The sequence below is a fragment of the Paraburkholderia sp. XV genome (assembly GCF_020177535.1).
In the GTDB taxonomy this organism is placed as follows: domain Bacteria; phylum Pseudomonadota; class Gammaproteobacteria; order Burkholderiales; family Burkholderiaceae; genus Paraburkholderia; species Paraburkholderia caribensis.
Window position 1 is genome coordinate 24,872 of record NZ_JAGUUD010000066.1, and the last position, 23,582, is coordinate 48,453.

Annotated in this window: 21 protein-coding genes; 13 read left to right on the forward strand and 8 right to left on the reverse strand. The window is 61.7% G+C overall.

Annotated features, from left to right (window positions below; translation table 11 throughout):
• Positions 1-23: 23 nt before the first annotated feature.
• The 3 genes from KFO72_RS26350 (at position 24) to KFO72_RS26360 (ending at position 3,667) form a co-directional block, all read left to right on the forward strand.
• Positions 24-1,286, forward strand: a complete 1,263-nt coding sequence (locus KFO72_RS26350; protein WP_054931857.1) for an MFS transporter — start codon at positions 24-26, stop codon at positions 1,284-1,286.
• 110 nt (positions 1,287-1,396) lie between these two features.
• Positions 1,397-1,711, forward strand: coding sequence for an antibiotic biosynthesis monooxygenase family protein (locus KFO72_RS26355; RefSeq protein WP_054931856.1), 315 nt, complete (start codon positions 1,397-1,399; stop codon positions 1,709-1,711).
• A 15-nt stretch (positions 1,712-1,726) separates the two neighbouring features.
• Positions 1,727-3,667 carry an enterotoxin gene (locus tag KFO72_RS26360; protein WP_225033385.1) on the forward strand — a complete coding sequence of 647 codons (1,941 nt, stop codon included), beginning with the start codon at positions 1,727-1,729 and terminating at the stop codon, positions 3,665-3,667.
• Here the strand turns inward: KFO72_RS26360 and KFO72_RS26365 are convergent.
• The 4 genes from KFO72_RS26365 to KFO72_RS26380 form a co-directional block, all read right to left on the reverse strand.
• Positions 3,662-5,554, reverse strand: coding sequence for a beta-galactosidase (locus KFO72_RS26365; RefSeq protein ID WP_225033395.1), 1,893 nt, complete (start codon positions 5,552-5,554; stop codon positions 3,662-3,664). The two genes, KFO72_RS26360 and KFO72_RS26365, sit on opposite strands and share 6 nt — an antisense overlap.
• 166 nt (positions 5,555-5,720) lie before the next feature.
• Positions 5,721-6,737, reverse strand: a complete 1,017-nt coding sequence (locus tag KFO72_RS26370; protein ID WP_318248519.1) for an aldo/keto reductase — start codon at positions 6,735-6,737, stop codon at positions 5,721-5,723.
• A gap of 55 nt (positions 6,738-6,792) precedes the next feature.
• Entirely contained in the window at positions 6,793-8,040 is a 1,248-nt protein-coding gene (locus KFO72_RS26375) for an ABC transporter substrate-binding protein (protein ID WP_054931852.1), read from the reverse strand.
• A gap of 78 nt (positions 8,041-8,118) precedes the next feature.
• On the reverse strand, positions 8,119-9,363 hold the full coding sequence (locus KFO72_RS26380; RefSeq protein ID WP_060610344.1) for a DUF1479 domain-containing protein: 1,245 nt from the start codon (positions 9,361-9,363) through the stop codon (positions 8,119-8,121).
• Positions 9,364-9,647: 284 nt separating this feature from the next.
• On the opposite strand from KFO72_RS26380, the gene KFO72_RS26385 reads away from it, so the two are divergent.
• The 5 genes from KFO72_RS26385 (at position 9,648) to KFO72_RS26405 (ending at position 12,725) form a co-directional block, all read left to right on the forward strand.
• On the forward strand, positions 9,648-10,607 hold the full coding sequence (locus KFO72_RS26385; protein WP_060607421.1) for a helix-turn-helix domain-containing protein: 960 nt from the start codon (positions 9,648-9,650) through the stop codon (positions 10,605-10,607).
• Between the two features lie 358 nt (positions 10,608-10,965).
• Positions 10,966-11,478 carry a hypothetical protein gene (locus tag KFO72_RS26390; protein WP_225033387.1) on the forward strand — a complete coding sequence of 171 codons (513 nt, stop codon included), beginning with the start codon at positions 10,966-10,968 and terminating at the stop codon, positions 11,476-11,478.
• Positions 11,479-11,617: 139 nt separating this feature from the next.
• Positions 11,618-11,806, forward strand: a complete 189-nt coding sequence (locus KFO72_RS26395; protein ID WP_225033388.1) for a hypothetical protein — start codon at positions 11,618-11,620, stop codon at positions 11,804-11,806.
• Positions 11,806-12,321, forward strand: coding sequence for a hypothetical protein (locus tag KFO72_RS26400; RefSeq protein WP_225033389.1), 516 nt, complete (start codon positions 11,806-11,808; stop codon positions 12,319-12,321). The genes KFO72_RS26395 and KFO72_RS26400 overlap by 1 nt, the downstream gene beginning before the upstream one ends.
• 167 nt (positions 12,322-12,488) lie before the next feature.
• Complete coding sequence (locus KFO72_RS26405; RefSeq protein ID WP_146174452.1) at positions 12,489-12,725, forward strand: hypothetical protein; 237 nt, start codon at positions 12,489-12,491, stop codon at positions 12,723-12,725.
• Between the two features lie 164 nt (positions 12,726-12,889).
• Here the strand turns inward: KFO72_RS26405 and cydB are convergent, their stop codons facing one another.
• Positions 12,890-13,918, reverse strand: a complete 1,029-nt coding sequence (gene cydB / locus KFO72_RS26410; RefSeq protein ID WP_225033390.1) for a cytochrome d ubiquinol oxidase subunit II — start codon at positions 13,916-13,918, stop codon at positions 12,890-12,892.
• The gene (locus tag KFO72_RS26415; protein WP_225033391.1) at positions 13,915-15,318 is read right to left on the reverse strand and encodes a cytochrome ubiquinol oxidase subunit I; all 1,404 of its coding nucleotides are present in this window, start codon (positions 15,316-15,318) and stop codon (positions 13,915-13,917) included. The genes cydB and KFO72_RS26415 overlap by 4 nt, the downstream gene beginning before the upstream one ends.
• A 181-nt stretch (positions 15,319-15,499) precedes the next feature.
• Here KFO72_RS26415 and KFO72_RS26420 point away from each other — a divergent pair, with 181 nt between their 5' ends.
• From KFO72_RS26420 to KFO72_RS26440, 5 genes are all read left to right on the forward strand, one after another.
• A complete protein-coding gene (locus KFO72_RS26420; protein ID WP_225033392.1) occupies positions 15,500-17,782 on the forward strand; it encodes an FdhF/YdeP family oxidoreductase in 2,283 nt (760 codons plus the stop codon).
• Positions 17,783-17,893: 111 nt separating this feature from the next.
• Entirely contained in the window at positions 17,894-18,466 is a 573-nt protein-coding gene (locus KFO72_RS26425; protein WP_062917757.1) for a hemerythrin domain-containing protein, read from the forward strand.
• 298 nt (positions 18,467-18,764) lie between these two features.
• Complete coding sequence (locus tag KFO72_RS26430; RefSeq protein ID WP_054931843.1) at positions 18,765-19,631, forward strand: formate/nitrite transporter family protein; 867 nt, start codon at positions 18,765-18,767, stop codon at positions 19,629-19,631.
• A 177-nt stretch (positions 19,632-19,808) separates the two neighbouring features.
• Positions 19,809-20,426 (forward strand): YkgJ family cysteine cluster protein, encoded by a 618-nt coding sequence (locus tag KFO72_RS26435; RefSeq protein ID WP_225033393.1) that lies wholly within the window; start codon positions 19,809-19,811, stop codon positions 20,424-20,426.
• Between the two features lie 54 nt (positions 20,427-20,480).
• On the forward strand, positions 20,481-21,206 hold the full coding sequence (locus tag KFO72_RS26440) for a DUF1223 domain-containing protein (protein WP_225033394.1): 726 nt from the start codon (positions 20,481-20,483) through the stop codon (positions 21,204-21,206).
• A 219-nt stretch (positions 21,207-21,425) separates the two neighbouring features.
• Here KFO72_RS26440 and KFO72_RS26445 read toward each other — a convergent pair whose 3' ends face one another.
• Together KFO72_RS26445 and KFO72_RS26450 are read right to left on the reverse strand one after the other, a co-directional pair.
• The gene (locus KFO72_RS26445; protein WP_060607392.1) at positions 21,426-22,085 is read right to left on the reverse strand and encodes a DUF6675 family protein; all 660 of its coding nucleotides are present in this window, start codon (positions 22,083-22,085) and stop codon (positions 21,426-21,428) included.
• Positions 22,086-22,351: 266 nt separating this feature from the next.
• On the reverse strand, positions 22,352-23,266 hold the full coding sequence (locus KFO72_RS26450; protein WP_054931839.1) for a glutaminase: 915 nt from the start codon (positions 23,264-23,266) through the stop codon (positions 22,352-22,354).
• Between the last annotated feature and the right edge of the window lie 316 nt (positions 23,267-23,582).

A 23,582-nucleotide genomic window follows, 5' to 3' on the forward strand; every position in this document is an offset into this window, starting at 1 on the left:
TACCTGAACAAAGGAATCACAGCATGAACCAGCCCACGACCGCCGTTGCGATGCGCACCGCGCCGGAAGTCGCCTCACCTGGCTACACGGAGCGCAATCAGCAGCACTGGATGCGCAATCTGTTCGTCTGCGTGTTCGGCTCGTTTACGACACTCGTCAGCCTCAGCATGCTGCTGCCGTTTCTGCCGCTCTATGTGAAGCAGCTCGGCGTCGAGTCGCAGGCCGATGTGATCCAGTGGTCGGGCGTCGCGTTCGGCGCGACGTTCCTCGGCACCGCCGTCACCGCGCCGCTGTGGGGGCGCCTCGCCGACCGCTATGGCCGCAAGCCGATGCTGATTCGCGCCGCCGTCGGCATGGCCGTGGTGATGTCGCTGATCGGCATCGCGCACAATGTGTACGAGCTCGTCGGGCTGCGTCTGATCGCGGGTCTGGTGGGCGGGTATGCGTCGGCCTCGACGGTCATGGTCGGCACGCAGGCGCCGCGCGAACGCGCCGGCTGGGCCCTCGGGCTGCTGTCGACGGGCGCGCTCGCGGGCGCACTGGTCGGGCCGTTGATCGGCGGTTTGCTGCCGGGCTGGATCGGCATCCGCGGCACGTTCTTCGCGGGCGGCGCGGTGATCGCGGTGGCGGCGCTGCTGACGATCTTCGTCGTCAAGGAAGACTTCCGCCCCGCCACCGATTCGAAGCGCAAAGCCACCAGCGGCACGACAGCCGCGCCCTCCGCGCGCACTCACTATGCGGCAATCGGCGCATTGCTCGCCACGGCGATGATGGTGCTGCTCGCCAACATGTCGATCGAACCGGTGATTACCGTGTACGTCGGCAGCCTCGGCGTCGGGCCGGATCAACTGGCGCGCATTGCGGGTGTCGTGATGGCCTGCTCCGCGTTCGGCAGTATGCTGACGGCAGCGCGGCTCGGCGCGCTCGCGGACCGGATCGGCGGGTGGAATGTGATCATCGGTTGCCTGATCGTCACGGGCCTGGTGATGCTGCCGCAAGCGTTCGTTCATCAATGGTGGCAACTCGCTGCGCTGCGCGCGCTGATGGGCATGTCGCTCGCGGGGCTGTTGCCCGCCATTGCGAAGCTCGCGCGTCACGCCGTCGACGAGAGCAAGACGGGTCAGATGCTCGGCTATCTGCAATCCGCGCAGTTCAGCGGACAGGTGATCGGCCCCGTGATCGGCGGACAGATTGCCGTCCATTTCGGCATGCATTCCGTGTTCTTCGTCACCGGCTCCCTGCTGGTCGTATGCGCGGGGTTCGCGCAGTGGGCGCGCGGGCGGTAGCCGGGTTCGCTCCCGATGCACGCGTTGGCGATCTTGTGCGTATACTTCGTCGGTAGACTTTCGAAGCATTCGCAACTTCGCGACATCGCAGTCATTCGGGAGCGACAGTCATGTTCATTGCAATGAACCGGTTCAAGGTGGCGTTGGGTTCGGAAAGCGCCTTCGAGGAAGTGTGGACGACGCGGGACACGCATCTGAAGGACGTGCCCGGTTTTGTCGAGTTTCATCTGCTGAAGGGACCGCAACGCGACGACCACGTGCTGTATTCGAGTCACACCGTGTGGGCGGATCGACCGGCGTTCGAGGCGTGGACGCAGTCCGAGGCGTTTCGCGCCGCGCACCGGAACGCAGGAAGCGAGTCGCGCGCGCTCTATCTCGGTCATCCGGAGTTCGAGGGCTTCGAGGTACTCCAGACCGTGAAGTAACGGACGGGGCGCGTCATGCACGCGGGTTCGCCCGTTTTTCAGGCGCACGACGATCACTACGCGTTCGGCAACGGCGCGATTGCGCTGCACTGGACGATTGCCGACCGTTCTCTGTGCGGCGTTTGCGTGGCGGATCGCGCGCACGGCCGCACGCTGGCTATCGACGCACCGTTCGTTCTCACCTTTGCCGATGGGCGCACGCTCGACGCAGCCAGTTTGCGGCTGGTCGCGCCGTTGCGTGAGGAAGCACTGCCTGCCAATCCCGATGCACTACGCAAAGCCGGGCGTGTTGCTGGCAAACGCGTGATTGCCACGCTCGGCGATAGCGAGCGACGTTTGCGTGTCGAATGGAGCGTGGAGCAGCGCGAGGGCTCGCGCTATCTTCGTCAGCATCTGTCGATAACGGCGCTCTTGCAGGACGAACCCATCGCGTCGATTTCGCTGCTGCAAGCGCGAGCGCCGAACGCAAGAAAGGCCGGCGACCTCGCAGCCGTGCCGGTTGTCGACGGCAATTTCTATCTGGGCTTCGAGCTTCCGATGTCCGAAAGCGAAGTGCGCGACGGCGTCGCCCGCTTCAGCGTTAGTGGTGCACTGCCGCTCGAAAAAGGAAAAACACTCGCTTACTCGGCTGTTGCCGGGGTGTTCCGCGATGGCCAGTTGCGGCGCGATTTCGCGGCCTATGTCGAGCGCGAACGGGCGCGTCCTTACTGTCCGTTTCTGCACTACAACTCCTGGTACGACATCGGCTTTCTGACGACATACACGCAGGCGCAGGCTATCGAACGCATCCACGCAGTCGGTCATGAATTGCACGAAAAGCGCGGCGTGCAACTCGATTCATTCCTGTTCGACGATGGCTGGGACGACTATAGCGGCAACTGGTCATTCAGCCCTGCGTTTCCCGACGGCTTCCAGCCTTTGAAACACGCCGCTGCGCGATATGGCGCCGCCCCGGGCGTCTGGCTGTCGCCATGGGGTGGCTACGGACCGCCGCGGACGGAACGCGTGACGCGCGGCCAGGCCGCCGGATACGAGACCATCGGCGACGGCTTCGCGCTCTCGGGCCCAAGGTACTATCGCCGCTTCCATGATGTCGCGATGGACCTGCTCGCCCGGCATGGCGTCAATCACTTCAAGCTCGACGGCACGGGAAACGCGAACAGGGTCGTGCCCGGCAGCCACTTCAACAGCGATTGGGACGCGGCTGTCGAACTCATCGAAGCGATGCGTGGCGTCAAGCATGATGTGTTCGTCAATCTGTCGACAGGCACGCAAGCGTCGCCGTTCTGGCTGCGCCATGTCGATTCGATCTGGCGCGACGGCGCAGACTATGGGTTCGCCGGCACGGGCAGCGACCGGGAGCGCTGGATCACGTATCGCGATGCGCAAACGTATCGCAATGTCGTGTGTCGAAGTCCGCTGTTCCCACTCAATTCGCTGATGCTTCACGGCATCATCTACGCGCAGGAGAATGCGCGCCTCAATTCCGATCCCAGTCATGCGTTTGCGCATGAAGTGCAATCGTACTTCGGCAGCGGCACACAATTGCAGGAACTGTACGTCACGCCGTCGTTGCTCGGTGAGCACGACTGGGACGTGCTCGCGCAGGCGGCTCGCTGGGCGCGCGCTCATGCCGACGTGCTGGGCGATAGCCACTGGATCGGCGGCGCACCGGATCAGCTTGAAATCTACGGATGGGCCGCGTGGGCGCCATCGAAAGCAATCGTCACACTGCGCAATCCGGATGATCGCGCGAACGGTTTCACGCTCGATCTAAGAGCGCATCTCGAACTGCCGGGTGGCATTGAAGGTCCGTTCCGCGCACGCTTTCCGTTTGTCGACGGCGATACGAATCTGCCGGCGCTATGGGACGCAGACCGCCCGCAAGCAATTCGCCTCGATCCATTTCAGGTTCTGACGATTGAATTGTCGCCAGTATTGTCTGGCGGCCTATGAAAGCGTCGATGCCAGGCCGACCGCCCTGGCTTCCAATTGATGTTGATCGAAGATCAACACCGTATTGTCTCCGGGCTCGAGCCACGGAGCCGGGCAATAGAGCCGTGTCTGCGGGCCGATATTCCAGTAGCGACCGAGGTTATGCCCATTGACCCAGACGATGCCTTTGGTCCACTCGCTCATGTCGAAATAGACGTCGCCAGTAGCGTCGATTGACAGTGTCGCAATGAAGAAGAGTCCGGCTTTATCGGGATTTGAACAAAGCGGTCGCAAGTTCTCGACAAACGATTCATCCATTGGCAGCAGCACGACTTCCCAGCCTGTCAGAACCTCGCGTGCGCCCGACGCATGATGCAGAACAACGGGGTCGACAATGCCCTTTCGGTCGATCATCGAATGCCCGTAATTCACGCGTCCCATGCCTTCGACAAGGATCTCCAGCACTTGCGCATCATCCTGAACCGACGAGGCACCAGGCAGCGCCAACGGCTTGCGATGCACCACGTTCAGCGGCAATGCGCGTTCTTCCGGCATACGTGCGCGCGACACGCCGCCCGCATATTGGTCGCCGATGAACACGGTCGCGTAGTCGTGAACATTGGCTATATCCAGCGAACCGCTTTCATAGCGCCCAAGTCTCTTCCGATACAGCACGAAGCCAAACCCCTGCCCGTACATTTCGAATGGCTGCGGATGCGTTGTTTGCGCCGAAGGAAGTGCGGCAGGAAGATTGTCCCAAATGGACGCGTAGCGTTGCGGCATCAACCGGCGAGTACCATTTGCGTCCTTCGCTGTAAGCGTATCGATTGGCAAAGGCACTGGCGGCAGAGGTGTCGACAGATATCCGGCAATGATGCTGCGGTACTGCATATAGCGTTGTGTGGCCACACCTTGCTCGCTGACAGGCGCGGCATAGTCATAGCTCGTGATGTCGGGCTGATACTCGCCCGAGTCGGCATCCACGTTCGCGCCCGCATAAAAGCCAAAACTCGTCCCGCCGTGAATGACATAGAGATTGAACGACAGGTTCTTGCGCATCAATTCATCGAGCGTCGCGCAAAGATCGACTGAGGTGCCTTGAAAAGCACGCTCGCCCCAATGCGTGAGCCAACCTGGATACACCTCTCCCGCCATCGCAGGCACGGACGGAAACGCCTTGCGCACGGCTTCGATCTGCGCCGCGTTGCCGTTGCTCAAGGCTATCGCGCCGCCGGCGACATACGACTGGCTCTGCTGCAATTGAACGAGACCATCTTCCGTATAGAACGGCCCATCGATCCCGCCGCGAATCCAGATCTCCCTGATCTCCTCCAGATAGGCTTGATTGCTGTCGAATGATCCAAACTCATTCTCGATCTGGATCATCAGAATCGGACCGCCGCTTTCAGCCATCAAGGGCTTGACGCGTGGCAAGAGTTCGGCGATGTAGCGCTCGACGGCGTGCATGTAGCGCGGATCGTTAGCGCGATCCGTGCGCAGCCGGATATCCGGATACCTCAGCAGCCAGCACGGAATGCCGCCGAGATCCCATTCCGCGCACACATAAGGACCTGGCCTGAATAGCACCCACATGCTCTCCGCCTGGCAAAGACGGATGAATGCCTCGATGTCGCGATTGTCCGTATGAAAGTCGAACGTACCCTCGGTTGGCTCGTGATAATTCCACATCACGTACAACGCAATGGTGTTCATCCCCATTGCCTTCGCCATCTGGATGCGATGCCGCCAGTAGTCGACGGGAATACGCGCCGGGTGCAATTCACCGCTTCGGATCTGAAACGGTTTGCCGTCGAGCAGAAAGCCATCGCCATTCGCAGCGAAACTGAACACATGCGGGCCAGTCGGTTCGACCGTGTTGGGCGCTTGCCTGGACGCTCGCTTTTTCATGTGCGCGCTGCTCCGCAGACGGAAGGCTGAGAATATTTGAACTGCGTATAAGGATAAACGACTCCGCAACGGCTGTACTGGATCTGTAAAAGCCAGATAGCGCAAATCCGTGCACGTCAATGATAGAACCGGCCGGGAAGACGAGCCGGTCCTTCTGGCACGAATGCTATCGAGGCGTCGGCGCATCCTCGCGAATCAGCTGGCGGCGCTTCAGTTCGACCCAGAACTCCGCGGGGATCTCGGTGCGGAAGGTTTGAAGATTGTCTTCGAGTTGTGCCACCGTGCGCACACCCGGAATGCTGGTGGGAATCGCGGGATGCGCGAGGACGAATTGCAGTGCGGCGGCCTTGAGCGGCACAGAATAATCCCGGCACACCTGCTCCATCTTGCGCACGCGTTCCAGAATCGATTCCGGCGCCGGGGCGTAGTTGTATTTCGCGCCGGGCACCGCACCCGTCGCGAGAATGCCGCTGTTGTAGCCGCCGCCCAGAATAACCGACACCTGCTTCGCTGCGCAGAGCGGCAGAAAACCGTCCAGCGCGTCCTGCTCGAGCAGCGTGTAGCGGCCGGCCAGCAGCAGGCAGTCGAAATCCTGCCTGCGGATGGCTTCGTGCGCGACCTGCCACTCGTTGACGCCGAGCCCCACCGCCTTCACGATGCCTTCGTCACGCAGCTTCAACAGTGCTTTCGACGCACCCGCCATCGCAGCCTCGAACATCTCGGGCTGACGCGCTCCGTGCGTGAACACATCGATGTCGTGGATCAACGCGATATCGATGTGCTCCAGCGCGAGACGCTGCAGACTGTCCTCGATCGAGCGCATCGTGCCGTCGTAGCTATAGTCGAAGACGAGTTCAAACGGCAGCCCGTCGACCCACGGTTCGAAGTTGATTTCGGCGCGCCTGCGCGGCTTCAGAATGCGCCCTACCTTGGTGGACAGCACGTACTGGTCGCGCGGATACCAGCGCAGCCCCTGTCCGCACCGCGCCTCGCTCAAACCATGACCATACATCGGGGCGGTATCGAAGTAGCGTACGCCCGCGTCCCACGCCGCCTTGATCAGGGTAGCCGAATCCTCCTCGCTGATCGGCCTGAAGATGTTGCCGATCGGCGCCGCGCCGAATCCCATCATGGTTGTCTCAAGCCCTGAACGTGGCCATTTACGCTTTGCTATGGGATTCATTTTTGCCCTTTCTCATGGGTGGAGTCGCGTGTCATGTGATGGTCCAGTCGCATCTTCACTTGACCTTTGCAGCAGCTGCAAGCTTGCGTACACCCTCTTTCGCGTCCTCATTCGAGTTCATGAAATTCGTCACGACGTCGCTAATGGCACCCGCTGTGACGGGCGACTGAAGTTCACCGAAAGCCAACGAAGGCAGGAACCCGCCGGATTGAATCGTCGCCTGCTCGTCTGCGCGTGATTTTTTGGCACAGCTATCGAACTTGTCCATGGGTACATCCAGCCTGACTGGAATGGAACCCTTGTAGAGGCTGAACTGCTGCTGAAAATCAACGGACATGATCGTTTTGGCAAGTGCAATCTGTCCTGGCGTCGCATCCTTCTTGCCGTTCTGCTGATAGAACACGAAGGTATCGGCTGTGTATGTGTAGGCATTCGACGTGCCGGGCGCCGCCGCGCAGACATAGTCGACGTCCGCCTTTTTGTTCGCGTTGGTGAACTCGCCCTTCGCCCAGTCGCCCATGAACTGCATGCCGCCCGAGCCGGAAATCACCATCGCCGTAGCGAGATTCCAGTCGCGGCCGTGGTAGCCCTTGTCGAAGTAAGTGCGGATCTTCTGGACCGTCTCGAACACCTGCACCATCTGCGGCGAGGTCAGCGTTTTCTGATCGAGATCGATGAGTGCCTTGCGATAAAAGTCCGTGCCCTGCGACAGCACGACGGTCTCCCAGATGGTCATATCCTGCCAGGGTTGACCGCCATGCGCGACAGGCGTGATGCCCGCGGCGCGAAACTTGTCGGCGAGCGCAAAGAACTCCGGCCAGGTCGTCGGCGGCTTGCCGCCCACTTTGTCCAGGTCCGCCTTGTTGATCCACAGCCAGTTGATGCGATGCACGGAGAACGGCGCGGCCACGTAGTGCCCGCCCGCCTTCACGGCACTGTCGATTCGCGCAGGCGTATGCGCTTTCCAGTCGGTCGCGGCCTGATCGATCGTGACCAGCGATCCCTGCTCCGCCCAATCCTGAATCAGCGGCCCTTTGATCTGTGCTGCCGACGGCGCGTTACCCGAGATCACCTGCGTCTTCAGCGCCGTCATGGCCGCCGCGCCCGCACCTCCCGCGATAGCGAAGTCTTTCCACTCGTAGCCCTGTTTGCTCATGTCGTCCTTGAGCACCCGGATGGCTTTCGACTCGCCGCCCGAGGTCCACCAGTGCAATACCGAAATCTGTTCGGCAGCAAGTGCGGCGTGAGTACCGGTGATAAGCAGCGCGGCAGCCGTCGCCACCGATGTCAGTGATCGTTTCATTGCAGTCTCCGAATTTTTCTTTATGGTTGGCGCAACGCATTCGCAATCAGAGCGACTGTGCATGCGTGCCCGATTCAATTACAGATCAAACCCGAGTTGTGCCTTGCCAAGCGGCGTCAGGTCGTCGGTTGTTGCACGGCCGGTGAAATCGACTTCAAAATGATCAGTCGGGAAATCAGGCGGGCTCTCGCCCTTCAGGAAGCTCGGCAACTGGCGTTTCAGATAAGCGTCGTTTTTGGCGCACGCCGGCACCGAGGCGATATACATCACATTGCTGTACCCCGTGCCCTTATGTTCGTCTTCGACGGCATGAATGACGTCGCTGTGCCAGAACACCGTGTCGCCCGCTTCCATTTTGGGAATCGACGACAACGCCTCGAACAATGGCGCATGAAATTCCGGCTTGATCGAGAGTGCCCGACCGGGCATGGCCCCGCAAAGGTCGTCTTCGGCGACGTCGTCCTGAAGTGCGCGCAGCAGGATGTACACCATCGAATTGGCGATGGGTACGAGTTGCAGCGTGCCGTCACCCGGCCCCTGCGGCGTCAACGCTGTCCAGCCCTGGAAGGTGCGGAACATCGAACAGACAGCGGGCGACGCGATCTCTTCCACGTCAGGCCGGAACGCGGCGTCGAAAGGATCATAGTCGCGCCAGTTGCCGGCAAACACGTGGCGGTACACCTTGCGAAAATTGCTTTCGATCCAACGCTCGACCGACCCGCCGTCGCAATGCGCCGACAAGCCAAGCGACGCCGAGCCAGGCGGCCGCCGACGCAGACGGTCAGCGTAGACGGGCACCTGCTCCGGATCGAAGTGAACGCGTCCGTCGCTCTCGTTTCGCCAGAGTTTGTTGAGGAATACACGGGCCGCCGTCAGCGCTTCCGACTGACGGGCCAGCACTTGGGGCTTCGACCAGTACACGCCGTAGATCTGCGGCTTGCTCGAGGCCAGCTGGCCAAAATATTTGTCCTCGGCGCGATTTTCGAGGCGCTTGTCGAGGTTGTTTCGTTCGACATATTCGGCGATATCGTCGTCCCAACGCTGCACCTGCGCGCGTGGGAACACATTACGAATCACACATGCGCCGCGTGCCTTGACGAGTGCGATCTGCTCGGCCGTCACATGTCCTGCGGTAATGTCGGCGAACTGAATCTCAGGAATGACGTTTTCCCCGCGATCGCGCTCGCTTGCAATGCGCTTCGCCTCTTCGCCGATCGCCGCTTCGACTTCGGCAAAGACCTCCCGGTAATTCGGCAATGCCGCGCGCAGTTCCTTTTTTGCCTGCCGGATTGCGCCCGGCAAGTCTTCGATTTCCAGCGCCATGATCGTCTCCGTTTGCAATTCGTGTCCGGTAGCATATGCCGCGCACGCAAGACGTAGTGATACTATTCAGGCAATTCATTTGCGTTTTCGGCCATGAAACCAGCCTGCGAACATGTCGAGTTTGACGAGGGCTGTTCGGTCCGGGTTTACCATCGGAGCGAGAGGGAGCAAATGTACAGAAATCCTGTGGCGCTACAGCCTCCAGGCAGGCTCCAATCGCAAATTAACAGGCTGAGACACGCTGCCTCTCATAACGACGGTCAATTGCAGCTGCACTTCCGTCCATGAAAGCCATCTACGAACACGTTGATTTCGGTGCAAGCTGTTCAGTCAGGGTGTATAACCGCCGCTTGCCTCGAATTCCATTTGAGCGGCACCACCATCCCGAGTACGAGCTGACTCTGACGATGAACAGCCAAGGCAAGCGCTACATCGGAGACTCGGTCGCGGTCTATGGCGACGACGATTTGGTGCTGGTCCCGCCAGATTTGCCTCACACATGGTCGTCGAACCGCTCTATCGACCCGTTACAGCCGCAAGTGGCTATCGTCGTATGGTTCGATGGCACGTGGGTACAACGACTGACCGACCTGTGCCCGGAGTACGCCGACCTGCGCAACCTTCTCCGGCGCGCCACTTGCGGGCTGAGTTTCCAGCAAGGCGCCGGTACGCAGATGCGTGCGCAACTTGACCGGTTGCTCTCGGCCAACGCACGAGAACGGCTGACCGCCGTGCTCGATGTTCTCATGCTGCTCGCGGACTTTCCAGGCGAAGCGCTAACGTCGCCGAGCGCCTTCGACGCGCGCGCAGGCACGACTTCGGCATACGGGCCGGACCGGCTCAACCGCGTGCTGTCGTTGATCGACACGCAATTTACGCATCCACTGAAACTCGGGACCCTCGCGAAGGCCGCCGGGATGTCTGAACGAACGCTGACGAGGCACTTTACTCAACACCTCGGGGAAAGCGTAAGCGCATACATTGCTCGCGTGCGCATCGGTCACGCGTGTCGGATGTTGGCAGATACCGCGTTGCCAATATCGGTAGTCGCCAGTCGATCGGGATTTCCCAATCTGGCAAACTTTAACCGCCAGTTCAAGATGGCGAAACAGATGACTCCAGTCGTTTATAGGAAGCAGTTTTCCGGAACGAAGAACGATGCTTCACCGTCGCTCACAGAGCGATCACCTTCTCTTGATTCGAAGCAACGCGTGTCGAAACAACGCAGCCGCTCTCCCACGTAACCTTGATGGACCGGGCGCTACAAGGCGATTTGAGTATCAACCTGATCTTCAGATGTGAATTCGCCTGCTGTTTTGCAGGCGATGCTTTCAAACGAATCGTCTGCGATCGGCAAACTGCAGAAAGAGCACCGAGGTCAATCGAACGACTCTCGGCCCAACGCGCGGTGCTTCGCAACGCCGTCAAGGCCCAGGTGAGGGGCGTGCTCATCCGGCGATTTGTGAGCGCGGTGATCTCTGCGGAACGCATATGAGCCCTGCACGGAACACCGTTTGCTCAACCCGACTGGCACCCACTGCCGAACTCACAGGCGCCCGGACGCCCCTGGGTCAGCAACATCACATGGAATAGGTGAACGCCATGAAGACTCGATCGGAACGTGCGTCGTCGCATCTGGACTCGGCCGCGCGTGCGCTCGGCTGGTTTAGCCTTGCACTCGGCGTTGTCGAAGTTCTCGCGCCGCGATCAGCGGCGAAATTAGCGGGCGTTGAGCGAAGAGACACGCTCGTACGCGCCTATGGCGCCCGCGAACTCGCATGCGGCGTCGGACTGCTCTCTTCGAAAAATCCCGCACCGTTCCTGCTGGCGCGCACGGGCGGCGACATGCTCGACCTCCTTACCGTCGCGGTGGCGCACGATCGACGGCGTCGTCGCTCGCGTGCCTTGCTCACAGGCATTGGGCTCGCGGGCATCGCGGCAGTCGATGCATATGCGGCAGCACGCGCAGTAAAGCGTACCGATAGCGAGCGCAATTCCGGCCACACGCGTACGTCGCGAGACTACACCACTCGCAGCGGATTTCCCCGCCCTCCGTCGGAAATGACGGGTGCGGCGCTGTCCGCCGCAAGAGGACAAGCCGTAGTGCGGGGATAGCATCCGGGCGCCTACGCCGCTGCATGCCGCAGGTTATGCCAGCAGGTCGCGGCGAAGCACGCCGGGCGATGCCCGCAGTTTCGATCCGCAGACAGATCGAGCGAGGCGCGCTTTTCCATTTGCGAAAGGAAATCACGCGATGCAAACCGACCCGACAATCGACCCGGTCGCGGACCCGGTCAAGCAGCCTGTCGACGATGCTGGGCAACAACCTCGTCCTGCGCCCGGCTTGCCGCCGGACATGGACCCGCTCGCAACCACGGCCGAACCGGAAGAAGAAAACGGCCTGCGCTCCGTCAGGCTCGATGCTCGCGCGGGCCGCGGATAATGGCCGCACGCGAGGCCTCGCTGCTGTTTCGCGTCGCCGAACGCGCCGTGGTGGCGCTGTACGACGGCGGCGTGCTGTCGCCAGCCGTCCTTCAGCGCGTGCTGGGCGCATTTGCCGATGCGAGGGTGAAGTGGGATACGGCAGTCGACATTCGATCCGTCGACGGCCGTACTTTTCATGAGATCGTGGTGTCGACGCTGATGCCAGCGCATACCCCGACAGATGCCGCGCGCGATTTTGCGCGAATCATCGCGCAGTTGGCGGCTGGCGAAGCGACGGGCGCCCCGTCCTCCGATGCGGGCACTGCGCCGACGAAACGTCAAACCCGTCGCGACCGTGAAGAACCGTCGGGCGACGATGAAGCGCTGGTCGAGCAGCTTCACGCCGCAAGCCGTCCAAAGCGCCGTACGGGCAAAGCACCTGAGCGCAAGCGCGCCGCGGCGCCGCCAGTCGCTTCCGCCGTTTCGACAGGCTTCAATCCGCTGGTGAACGCGCAGCTTCCTCGCAAGCGCTGACGCACGCGCCTCTCGCCGCCGCCAGGCACGCGCATTGCTGGTTCGCCTTGGCGCTCGCCCGCTCGTAAGACGCCGCTCACGGCCGAGACGAGGGCCGCGTGCTGGCGACCACGGCGACTTGCCGACGGCCAGCCCTTTACCGACAACTAACAAGGCGGATGTCAGCAATGACGGTAACCGCTCATAAAAACGCGATGAACCATACGCACTTCGTCGAGTGGGAGCTATCCCATCTTGAACAGCTTATCTTGCACATGGGCGCTGCTGCGCAATTTCCGCCCGCCTACTGGGAAGCGAGAGTCGCGGGGTTATCGCGGCAGGCCGCCGTTGCCGATCATCTTGCGCGTATCGAGCGTTTGAAGAAAGCGCTGCCGGCCGATGAACTTCCTGCCATGGTCGCCTGACGCATTCGCCTGGCCGGCCAGTTTCAGGTCACGCGAACCCGGAAATAACACTACCTGCCTCGCTACATTCGTCGCCGCCTCCTCGAGGCGGCGCGACAGCAGCGGGCACACGTCCGCATCAACGGGGAAGCAGCGAGTAACCTCGGGGCTCGCCCTGCGCATGCCTACTGGTCTGGTCGACGGGCGGAGGTCACCTTCCCCCGAAAGACCCAGAAAGCAAAGGTGCTGTAAATGAGCACGGCGGGTACGAGCACTGACGTTCCGCCAAGCACGAACGCCTGGGTACGCGGCGGGGAACTGCCTTGCGCGATGGTGATAGACGGCGGCAACACTAAAGGGAATATCGTGTACAGCACGCAAAACAGTGCGAACACGAACCAGATCAGCGCGAACACGAGCGGCGCGAACGCGCGCCGTCTGGCAATGCCGTAGACGAAGCCCGCAGCCAACGACGCAAATACGAACACTGCGACGGGCAACGCCACTCCTCCAGAGTCATCCGTCCACCGACGCGCATAGTAGTCGTTCAGATGCAGCGTCCACAGCGAAACAATCGCGGTAGATGCCGCCGTCGCAGTCCCAAGCGCGAGACTTGCGCGCCTCGCGCGCTGCTGCAGGCTGCCTTCGGTGCGCCATATCAGCCAGCTTGCACCCAGCCACGCATAACCGAGCGCCAATGCGACGCCGCAAAAGAGCGCGAATGCGCCGAGCCAGTCCCAAGGTCCGCCCTGATATGTGCCTCGGGCCGTACGGATGCCCTGCACGAGCGAACCGACGAGAACGCCCTGGCAGAATGCGGCCATCGTGGACCCTGTCAGCATGACCGCGTCCCAACGCGCCTTCGCCCGCGCCGTCGCCTCGCCTCGAAACCCAATCGCGACGCCGCGCAGAATCAGCGCAAACAGCATCGCGAAAATCACGGGGTACATGGCGGTGAGCAGCGCACTGTAGACGGGCGGGAACATCGCAATGAGCCCGCCACCGCCAAGCACGATCCACGTTTCGTTTCCGTCCCAGACGGGCAAGATCGTATCGATCATGATCTCCCGATGCTCCGGGTTCCGCTCGCTGACGAACAGCACGCCTACGCCCAGGTCGGTGCCGTCGAGCAGCACATACATCAGCACGGCAAAGGCCAGCGTTCCCGCGGCCGCGAGCGACAGCCAGCTGGTGTGGACGAGCGCGTTCATCATTTGCCCGCCCCGTGCGCCGGCGCTGTCCCAGCACGCGGCCGGATGTGCTGGACCAGCGACGGATGAGGGCCCTGCTCGCCCTCCTCAGGCGGCCGCGCCAGCAGACGGACCAGGTAGTAAAGCCCGACGCCGAACATCATGACGTAGAGCGCAACCGTCGCCGCGAGCGACCACGCGACGGTTTGCCAGCCGATTTGCGGCGAGATGCTTTGCGAGGTACGCAATGCGCCGTAAACGGTCCAAGGCTGACGTCCGACCTCGGTAACCGTCCACCCAGCAAGCATCGCGACAAAGCCTGCGGGGCTCATCGCTACCATCGCGCGGTGAAGCCATGTCGCATCGTACAGACGGCGTTTCCATCTCAGCACGAGCCCCGCAATGCCGGCCGCAATCATCAGCAACCCGAGCCCGACCATCGCACGGAACGCGAAGAACACGGTCGGCACGGGCGGAATATCGGACGGTGGAAACTCTTTCAGGCCGCGTATCGTGCCTGACAGATCGTGGCGCAGATAGAGCGACGCGACGCGCGGAATAGAAACTTCGTAGTGGTTGCGGCGCTCGCGCATGTCGGGAACGGCGAAGAGCACCATCGGTTCCCCGCTCCCCGGCGCGCGAGCGTCCCAATCGCCTTCCATCGCGGCGACTTTCTGCGGCTGGTGCTCGAGTGTGTTTTCGCCGTGTTTGTCCCCGGCCAGCAGCTGCAACGGTGCAGCGAACAGTGCCATCCATAGCGACATCGACAGCATGGCGCGCGCGCCATGTGCATGGCGGTCGCGCAGCAGATGCCATGCTGCGACCCCGCCGACGAAGAACGCCGTGGACAAAAACGCAGCGAGTGTCATATGCACGAGGCGATAGGGGAACGACGGATTGAATACGATGGCCCACCAGTCCACGGGAAGAAAGCGGCCATCTGCGCCCATCTCGTAGCCAGCGGGCGTGTGCATCCACGAATTTGCCGAGAGAATCCAGAACGCGCTGAGTATCGACCCGATCGCGACGAGGACGGTGGCGCCGAAATGCCACTTCCGCCCCACCTTTTTCATGCCGAACAGCATCACGCCAAGAAAGCCGCTCTCAAGGAAAAACGCGACCACGATCTCGTACATCATCATTGGACCGATAACCGGCCCGGTGCGCACCGCGAAGGCTCCCCAGTTGGTGCCGAACTGATATTCCATCACGATGCCCGACACCGCGCCGACCGCGAAGGTCAGCGCAAATGGCTTCAGCCAGTAGTTGTAGATGTCGATGTAGACTTGCCGCCCTGTCCATAGCCATAGCGCCTCGAGGACCATCAGATAATTGGCGAGTCCGATCGAAAAGGCCGCTAGCACGATATGCAGCCCGATCGTGAATCCGAACTGCGATCGCGCCAGATCAATACCTGCTTCCATTGGCCGCTCCAGGGAGTGACGCGCCACAGCGGCCGTCCGCTGCCCGGTCTCTAGCAAGCGTCATTCCGCTTTCCGCCACCAGCCGCGCCTGGCCACTCGCGCTTGCCGCAAAACAAGCGGCGGCGGGGAATGAGGCTTGCTGGCTATATCACATCGTGCTATTTCCCTGGAGCAACTCGCCATGAGCAAGATCAGCAAGAACCCGTCCTACCCGTTCGCGTCCGGTGGGTGGGGATCGTTGAAGTCCGTCACGACGATACTGGCGCAGGAAAAGGTCGCGTTGAAAGACAGCACGATTCTGCTCAAGCAGAACAAGCCGGACGGCTTCATGTGCGTGAGCTGTTCGTGGGCCAAGCCAGCCGACCCTCATACATTCGAGTTCTGCGAAAGCGGCGCGAAAGCGACCGCATGGGACACGACTGCGAAGCGCATGACGCCAGAGTTCTTCGAACTCAACACCGTGACGTCGCTCCTGAACTGGCACGATCATGATCTGGAGGAAGCAGGCAGGCTCACCGCACCGATGAAATACGACGCCGCGACGGACAGATACATCGAGGTCGGTTGGGAGGAGGCGTTCCGTGAGATAGGCCGGGAACTGCGCGCGCTCGATCCCGAAAGCGTCGTCTTTTATGCGTCAGGGCGGGCGTCGCTCGAAACGTCGTACATGTATCAGCTTTTCGTGCGGATGTACGGCTGCAACAACCTGCCCGACAGCTCCAACATGTGCCATGAAAGCACCAGCGTCGGACTGAAGGAAGCCATCGGCGTAGGCGTCGGAACGATCACACTCGAAGACTTCGAAAAAACCGACCTGATGTTTTTCTTCGGACAAAACGTCGGCACCAATAGTCCGCGGATGCTCCATCAGCTGCAGGACGCACGCAAGCGCGGCGTGCCCATCATTACCTTCAATCCGCTGCGCGAGCCCGGTCTCGTTTCGTTCGCGAACCCGCAGTCACCCGTGCAGATGCTGACGCCCGCCGAGACCCAGATCAGCACGCAATATCATCAGGTCAAGACGGGCGGCGACACGGCCGCGATCCTCGGCATGTGCAAGGCGGTCATCGAAGCCGACGATCATGCAAAAGCCCAAGGCTTGCCTCGTGTCATCGATGTGGCGTTCGTCGACCAGCACACGAGCGGTTTCGAAGAGTTCGCCGCCTGCGCGCGCGCAACGGAGTGGACCGAGATCGAGCGTGTCAGCGGCCTGACGCGCGCTGCGCTGCTCGATGCCGCGGGTGAATATATGCGGGCCAACGCGGTGATGGCGCACTATGGAATGGGACTGACACAGCATCGGCTGGGCGTGCAGAACGTGCGCATGCTCGTCAACCTCTTGCTATTGCGCGGGAACATCGGCAAGCCAGGCGCCGGTCCTTCGCCCGTGCGCGGACATTCCAACGTTCAGGGCCAGCGCACGGTGGGCATCACCGAGAAGCCGGAACTCGCCCCGCTCGATCAGCTCGCAAAGCAGTTCTCGTTCGAGCCTCCGAGAAAGAAAGGCCTGAACACCGTCGAAGCATTCGAAGCGATGGTAAAAGGCACCGTGAAAGCCGTCGTCAATCTGGGCGGCAATCTGGTACGGTCCGTGCCGGACCGGCTGCAAACGGAGCCCGCGTGGGCGCGCCTGCGACTCACCGTCAACGTGGCGACCAAGCTCAATCGCAGCCATCTCGTTCACGGCGAAGTGTCGTATGTACTACCGTGCCTGAGCCGGATCGAAATTCACCGTACGCCACTCGGCGACCAGGCCGTTTCGATGGAAGACAGCACGGGCTGCATGCATGGCTCGAAAGGCGCCGCCGAACCCGCCAGCGAGAAGGCCCGCGCGGAGCCGTACATTGTGGCAGGCATCGCTAAAGCGACGCTCGGCGAGCGCTCCACCGTCGACTGGGATGCATGGCGCGACGATTATTCGCTGGTGCGCGGCGAAATCGCGACGACGTATCCGGACATCTTCCACGACTTCGATGAACGGATGTGGCAGCCGGGCGGCTTCCACCGGCCCATTCCTGCGCGACATCGCGAGTGGAAAACGCAATCAGGCAAGGCGGAGTTTCTCACGCCGCATTCGTTGGGCGAAGATCCCGACATGCCGGAGAAAGTGCCCGAAGCACTGCGCCTGATGACGCTGCGCAGCGATAGCCAGTTCAATACCACGATCTACCACATCGAAGACCGTTTCCGGGGCGTAAAAGATACGCGCATGGTCATCCTGATGAATAAAGCGGACATCGAAAAGCGCCGTCTGCACGAAGGGCAGAAGGTGACGCTCCAGACGATCGCCGACGACGGAATCGATCGGCGCCTCGAAGGACTCGAAATCAAGGCGTATGAAATACCGGAAGGTTGTATCGGCGGCTACTTCCCGGAATGCAATGTACTGCTGCCGCTTTGGCATTACGCAAAGGAAAGCAAGGTACCGGGTGCGAAGTCGATCCCCGTGAGGATCGTCCAGTGAGTGATCGCCAGCATGCACAAGCGCTACCGAAGACGCACGCGGGAACAGGACATGCTGCCGGTACAGGGAACGGTCCATTGCCCGCGTCCGCAATCATGAGAGGTCCATACCATGCCTTACGTACCCACCATCACGACGATGATTCGTCTGGATCACACGCACGTCGTTGCAGCCTTTCATCGTTACGGCAGCGAGACCGCATGGTGGCGCAAACGTGCGATCGTCAACTCTGTTTGCCGAGCGCTTGAAATTCATGCCCAGCTCGAAGAAGAGATTTTCTACCCAGCCCTCGCGCGCATCGCACCGACTGACGAGACCCTGAAGAAGAGTCGGCCCGAGCATGACGAACTGCGTGAAGTGATCGCGAAGCTGCGCGGAATGGGCCCCGAAAATGCGGCCTATGACTCGCTGTTCATGGAGTTGATGCGCGACACCCTGCACCATGTCGCCGATGAAGAAACAAGGCTCCTGCCCCTCGCGGAACGCGCGCTCGGACCCGAGCTGCGCACCTTGGGCGCAGACATGACGCGCCGGCGCATCCAGCTGCTTGGCGAACATCCCGTCGAAGTCGCGGTGAATACGGCCGGAACGTTCCCCGTCGCGACTGCCGTGCTCGTGGGTTTGCTCGCATGCGGCGTGGCGCGGCTCGTCGGCGGCAATCGGCGGCCGGCACGGATGGCGTGACGATGCACGATCGCTTTTCCCGACCATCCCGAGCGGAAAATGGCGACCTTCCCCGAGCAATTCGACTTTCTGTCGGAGAAGGAAGCATTGCGATACGGCGAGAGCCCGGCGCGCACTTTCATCGACGCTGTCTTTTCCACACCGTCGCACCGGCGGGACCGCCGTGATTGCGCCGGAGGAGCAGATTGTCCGGCAACGATCCGGGCGTCGAACGCCTGCCGCCACGCCGCGCACCTTCGTTGCGCACCTCGAATCAGCCCTTCGCCGCGACGCCGCGGCACCACAGTGAGAGCGTCCGATGGCGAGCGAACCGGAAACGACCGACAACAATGCGGCTGGCGACGCGTCGCCGCACCTCGATGAAAAGGAACGCGATCAGGCATCCGCCCATAGCTCGCCGCAAGCCCTCGTCATCCATGAAATCATCCGGGAGGAGGGGGAAACCGCGCTCCAACGCAAACCGCTTGCGCTACTGTGGTCCGCGCTCGCGGCCGGCCTGTCGATGGGGTTTTCGTTTCTGACGCAAGCAGTGTTGAAGAGCAAGGCGTCTGGCGGGGCCGAGGGCGCTGCGCTGATTGCGCCCGCCGGATATTGCGTGGGCTTCATCATCGTCGTACTGGGCAGGCAGCAACTGTTCACCGAAAGCACGCTGACTGTCGTGCTTCCCGTGCTGACACGCAAAGACCTACGCACGACTGTTGCCGCATTGCGGCTCTGGGTGATCGTCCTCGCCGCCAACCTCGCCGGCACCTGGATATTCGCGGCGATCCTCGCCTCTCCTTCGTCCTTCACACACGCCCTTGCCCCCACGCTGGACGAGCTCGCGCAAACATCGCTCGGCTCGTCCCTGGTCAGCACGGCGCTCAAGGCTGTCCTCGCAGGATGGCTCATTGCGCTGATGGTCTGGCTGCTGCCGAGCGCGCGATCCGCGGCGGTGCTGATCGTCGCCGTGCTGACGTACGTGGTGGCGGTATGCGAGCTTTCACACATCATTGCGGGCTCCGTGGAAGCTGCGTATGTCGTGCTTCGCGGCCACGCTGCCATACAGGACTATCTGCTGCGATTTTTTGCACCGACGCTGCTTGGAAATGTGATCGGCGGGATTGCCCTCGTCGGCCTGCTCAACCACGCTTCCATCGCGCCCGAGATGACGGGCGGTCACTAGGCGCAGCCAGATCGGGATACGTGTTTCAGATCGCCCATGCGGCACAGCTGTGAACAACCCAATGCCATACGGCCAAAGCGAAGAATATTTTCACCTAGCAGGCTATCGACGTGTAACCGGCACCCCCTGGCCGACGAACTAACTTGACCAGTCAATACCCGTTCGCCGATCCTGCTAATGTCGATTCACTTTTCCTGCACCATGTGCGGCCGATGCCTTCGCCCGGACATGTCCTGCGGCGCCTACCAACGGCGTCCGCGTGTGTGCCGCATCTATCCCGCTGAGGTCAATCCGTTCTTACCGCTCGATCCGGCTGCGAAGGTTTGTCCTTCCGATGCGTGGTCCGACGCGGGTCCGGTACTCATGCGCGCGGGTCGGATCGCAAATGCCGACACGGCGGCACTCATCGCACAGTCGCGTGAAGCCGACGAGCGCGACCGCGTCGCCAAGACCTATCTGTGTGCGCTGCTCGGATACGACACCGCTGCTCTCGCCAACGAAGGTTTCGCGGTCTATGCGCCCGCACGCCCTCGCCTCGAAGCTGCACTGCGGGCGGCGCAACAACCCGGTGCGACGCTTGACGATGCGGAGCCGCGCTCATCGCACCCCTGGCACTTCATTACGAATCGCTCGACGACACTCGCGACGCTGCAGTCAATCGGTGCGAGCGCTGGGCGGGCTGAAGATCCATCCGGTCCGGCACAGGCCCCGGCGTACCTGGGCTTCTTCGACGAGGACATCGGCGATGGGGATCGAACGGATTCACCGCGCGCGCCGGGTCCGCCTCAACGGTAACCCGCTCGTGCTGGCGAGCAAATTACCATGACAGTCGTTATCTGGAGTCTGAACATGCTGCCCCGTTCTCTCACTGCCATCATTGCGAGCGCTATGGCGTTGCTCGCCTCGCATGCGTTCGCTGCTGCGCCGCGCCCGGTTGTCGTTGAACTGTTCACATCGCAGGGCTGTTCGTCGTGCCCGCCGGCGGATCGCTTTCTGTCCGAGTTGAGCGACTCACGCACCGACGTTCTGCCCCTGGCGTTTCATGTCACATACTGGAATCAGCTCGGCTGGAAAGACCCGTATTCATTCGACGGCGCCGATGCGCGTCAGGCCCGGTACGCCCAACGGTTTCGCGACTTCGCGTACACGCCGGAAATGGTGATCGACGGCAAGGCCGAGGTGGTGGGCTCAAATCGCACTGCAGCCAGCGCGGCCATCGACCACGCCAGGTCCGCCGGTGTGACGGCCGCTACGGTTCACGCTACACATGTGGACGGCGGTGTTTCGGTATCCATTGGCCCGGGCACCGGCCGCGCGCATGTGCTGCTTGTCGGCTACGACGCCCGTCACGTCACGGCGATCGGGCGCGGCGAGAACGCAGGCCATACGCTCACTGAATCGAACGTCGTGCGTAGCATTGTGGCAATCGGTCAGTGGTACGGCACGGCGCTCGAGTTGCGCGCCGACGCCGACGCCGACGCCGGCGAACATCAAGTGGTTCTTCTCGAGGACAATGACGGCGCAATTGTCGGCGCCGCACGCGTTGTCGATTCAGGCGAAGCGCCTGCTCGATGAGTGATGGGTCGTTGCTCGCCAGTGAGTGGACACGAACTTTCACCGGCATCATGGTGGCGGGCATGACACTTACCTGCTTCGCCTCATCGCCGCGCTTGCCCACGAACATGCGATTAGATAGATCACGACCGGTTCGCTCGGACGTCGAGGGATGGCGTGGATGCGATTCGCGCAGGCTTTGCGATAGTTCTGCGAGGTGCCTTTGCGTGGCGATCCGGATCATCGCGCAGCCGGTGGTTCCGCGTCGGTCGGAATGTCAGCCAGATACCGGAAAAGTGCCAGCGCCCGATTCGCCGTGGAGGCCTCGTGCCCGCTCGCAACGAAACTGCTGGCTTGTCGATCAATACGCGCGAGAATATACAGACCCCATACGTCGTTAGTCTGGCGCTGCGCAAACACGACCGTCTGCAGCGCAGTTGGCCGGAACACTGTCAGTCCCAAGGCACGGACCGGCGACACATTTTCCTCGCCCAGCACTATCCGCTGCGGGCTGCGCTCCAGCACCCGCATCCCGTACACCACGGAGCCGGAGCGGCTGTCGTTTGCCCAGAAGTAAGCTGTTCGGCCAGCCATCAGTTCCGACGGGCGGAAATCACCCCGCCGTTGCTCGCCCTCGGCAGGTCCGGCCAGCGCTGCGGCATCCAGAAACAAGGGACGCCACTGCTGATCCGTCGTGGACCAGTAGCGCATGGTGTGCAGAGAGGAGATTGCCCCGGCACGTGCCAAAAGCGTCTCGGCCCCCCCAGCGGCGCGGACCAAACCTGCGATCGCGACCACAACCCTGGAGCGTGAGCTGGCAGGCCATCCAGTGCACGAGGACGGCCGCCACGCATTGGCATCAAGTTCTTCCGCATCGAGGATCGCGATCGCGGGTTGCACGCCCAACGACGCGTATGCGGGTACCGGTGATGTCCCGCACGGTGGCGTTGGCAACGGGGTCGCGACGGCGAACCCGGTGCCCATCGCGAGCGGCGTACAGAGAGCGGCTGCCCTCAGCCAGTACAGACGCCGAAGACGCACAGTTTTCTCACAGCAGCGAATTCTCATAGACCGACCCGCATTGCTTTCTATCGCGATCGTCAGGCCGCTACCTCTGTGCAGAGGCGGACGGAGGATTGTATCCAAAGCCGGTCCGCAGACGAGCGTTAGAAGATCGAACGCCCCGTGTACGTGGTGAGCCACTCCAACGCCATCACCCCCGCCAGCGAATTGCCATTGCTATCTAGCCCCGGCGACCACACGCACACGGCCATTTCACCCGGCAACAACGCGACGATCCCACCGCCGACGCCGCTCTTCGCAGGCAAGCCGACGCGATAGACGAAGTCGCCCGCTGCATCGTAGGTTCCGCATGTCAGCATCAGCGCCGACAATCGCTTGGCCGAACTCGCATCGAGAATGCGTTCGCCCGTCGACGGCACGACGCCGCCGTTGCTCAGATAAAGCGCTGCTTGTGCAAGCTCGACACAACTCATCGAAATCGCGCACTGACGGCAATACGCATCGACGACGACTTCGGGCGGCATCTCCATATTGCCGAAGCTCGCCATGAAATGCGCCATCGCGCGATTGCGATGTGCGTGCTGCAATTCGGACTGCGCGACGCGCATGTCATAGTCGATCGACGCTTCGCCCGTGACCCGCCGCATGAACTCGACGAGCGCCGTCTCCGCTTTCACGAAGCGGCGGCTCAACACGTCGGTGATGACGAGCGCGCCTGCATTGATGAACGGATTGCGCGGCTTGCCTCGCTCCGATTCCAGTTGCACCAGCGAATTGAATGCCGTACCCGACGGCTCACGGCCGACGCGGTGCCACAAGTCGTCGCCGAGCAGCCTGAAGGCCATGGTGCACGCAAACAGCTTGGAGATGCTTTGAATCGAAAAGCGCGTATCGGCCTGTCCCACGCGATAGACGTCGCCAGACGTCGTGACGACGGCCATGCCGAAGCTGTTCGCGGGCACATTCGCCAGTTCGGGGATGTAATCGGCTATACGCCCCTTATCGAGCCAGGGCTGCAAGTCGGCGTGAATCAGTTCGAGGATGCGGGAATAGTCCATCGAGGCTGTCGGTGAGTGAAATCCATACGATGTCGTACGCATCGACGGCTCAGCAAACGCAAAGCGGATCACGGCACGCGTGATCCGCTCTCACGGTCTGCGCACAGAGCGGCGAAACGAAGCGCGCCCTATTCTGCACTGAAAATATTTCAGCCGTGCGCTTTAGCGCGCCGGCATCCGCTCCTCGCCGTGCAAACCGCTCGTCGCGTATTCGGACGCTTCGCTATCGTGGGCCGCATTGCGCTCGTCGAGATACGCCGAGCGATAGCCCGTATGCACGCCCCAGTAGTAGAAGATCAGCGAGAACACGATGACG

Coding starts and splice junctions, on each gene's coding strand:
- KFO72_RS26350 (WP_054931857.1), top strand. CDS start 24: ATGAACCAGCCCACGACCGCCGTTGCGATGCGCACCGCGCCGGAAGTC.
- KFO72_RS26355 (WP_054931856.1), top strand. CDS start 1,397: ATGTTCATTGCAATGAACCGGTTCAAGGTGGCGTTGGGTTCGGAAAGC.
- KFO72_RS26360 (WP_225033385.1), top strand. CDS start 1,727: ATGCACGCGGGTTCGCCCGTTTTTCAGGCGCACGACGATCACTACGCG.
- KFO72_RS26365 (WP_225033395.1), bottom strand. CDS start 5,554: ATGAAAAAGCGAGCGTCCAGGCAAGCGCCCAACACGGTCGAACCGACT.
- KFO72_RS26370 (WP_318248519.1), bottom strand. CDS start 6,737: ATGAATCCCATAGCAAAGCGTAAATGGCCACGTTCAGGGCTTGAGACA.
- KFO72_RS26375 (WP_054931852.1), bottom strand. CDS start 8,040: ATGAAACGATCACTGACATCGGTGGCGACGGCTGCCGCGCTGCTTATC.
- KFO72_RS26380 (WP_060610344.1), bottom strand. CDS start 9,363: ATGGCGCTGGAAATCGAAGACTTGCCGGGCGCAATCCGGCAGGCAAAA.
- KFO72_RS26385 (WP_060607421.1), top strand. CDS start 9,648: ATGAAAGCCATCTACGAACACGTTGATTTCGGTGCAAGCTGTTCAGTC.
- KFO72_RS26390 (WP_225033387.1), top strand. CDS start 10,966: ATGAAGACTCGATCGGAACGTGCGTCGTCGCATCTGGACTCGGCCGCG.
- KFO72_RS26395 (WP_225033388.1), top strand. CDS start 11,618: ATGCAAACCGACCCGACAATCGACCCGGTCGCGGACCCGGTCAAGCAG.
- KFO72_RS26400 (WP_225033389.1), top strand. CDS start 11,806: ATGGCCGCACGCGAGGCCTCGCTGCTGTTTCGCGTCGCCGAACGCGCC.
- KFO72_RS26405 (WP_146174452.1), top strand. CDS start 12,489: ATGACGGTAACCGCTCATAAAAACGCGATGAACCATACGCACTTCGTC.
- cydB (WP_225033390.1), bottom strand. CDS start 13,918: ATGATGAACGCGCTCGTCCACACCAGCTGGCTGTCGCTCGCGGCCGCG.
- KFO72_RS26415 (WP_225033391.1), bottom strand. CDS start 15,318: ATGGAAGCAGGTATTGATCTGGCGCGATCGCAGTTCGGATTCACGATC.
- KFO72_RS26420 (WP_225033392.1), top strand. CDS start 15,500: ATGAGCAAGATCAGCAAGAACCCGTCCTACCCGTTCGCGTCCGGTGGG.
- KFO72_RS26425 (WP_062917757.1), top strand. CDS start 17,894: ATGCCTTACGTACCCACCATCACGACGATGATTCGTCTGGATCACACG.
- KFO72_RS26430 (WP_054931843.1), top strand. CDS start 18,765: ATGGCGAGCGAACCGGAAACGACCGACAACAATGCGGCTGGCGACGCG.
- KFO72_RS26435 (WP_225033393.1), top strand. CDS start 19,809: ATGTCGATTCACTTTTCCTGCACCATGTGCGGCCGATGCCTTCGCCCG.
- KFO72_RS26440 (WP_225033394.1), top strand. CDS start 20,481: ATGCTGCCCCGTTCTCTCACTGCCATCATTGCGAGCGCTATGGCGTTG.
- KFO72_RS26450 (WP_054931839.1), bottom strand. CDS start 23,266: ATGGACTATTCCCGCATCCTCGAACTGATTCACGCCGACTTGCAGCCC.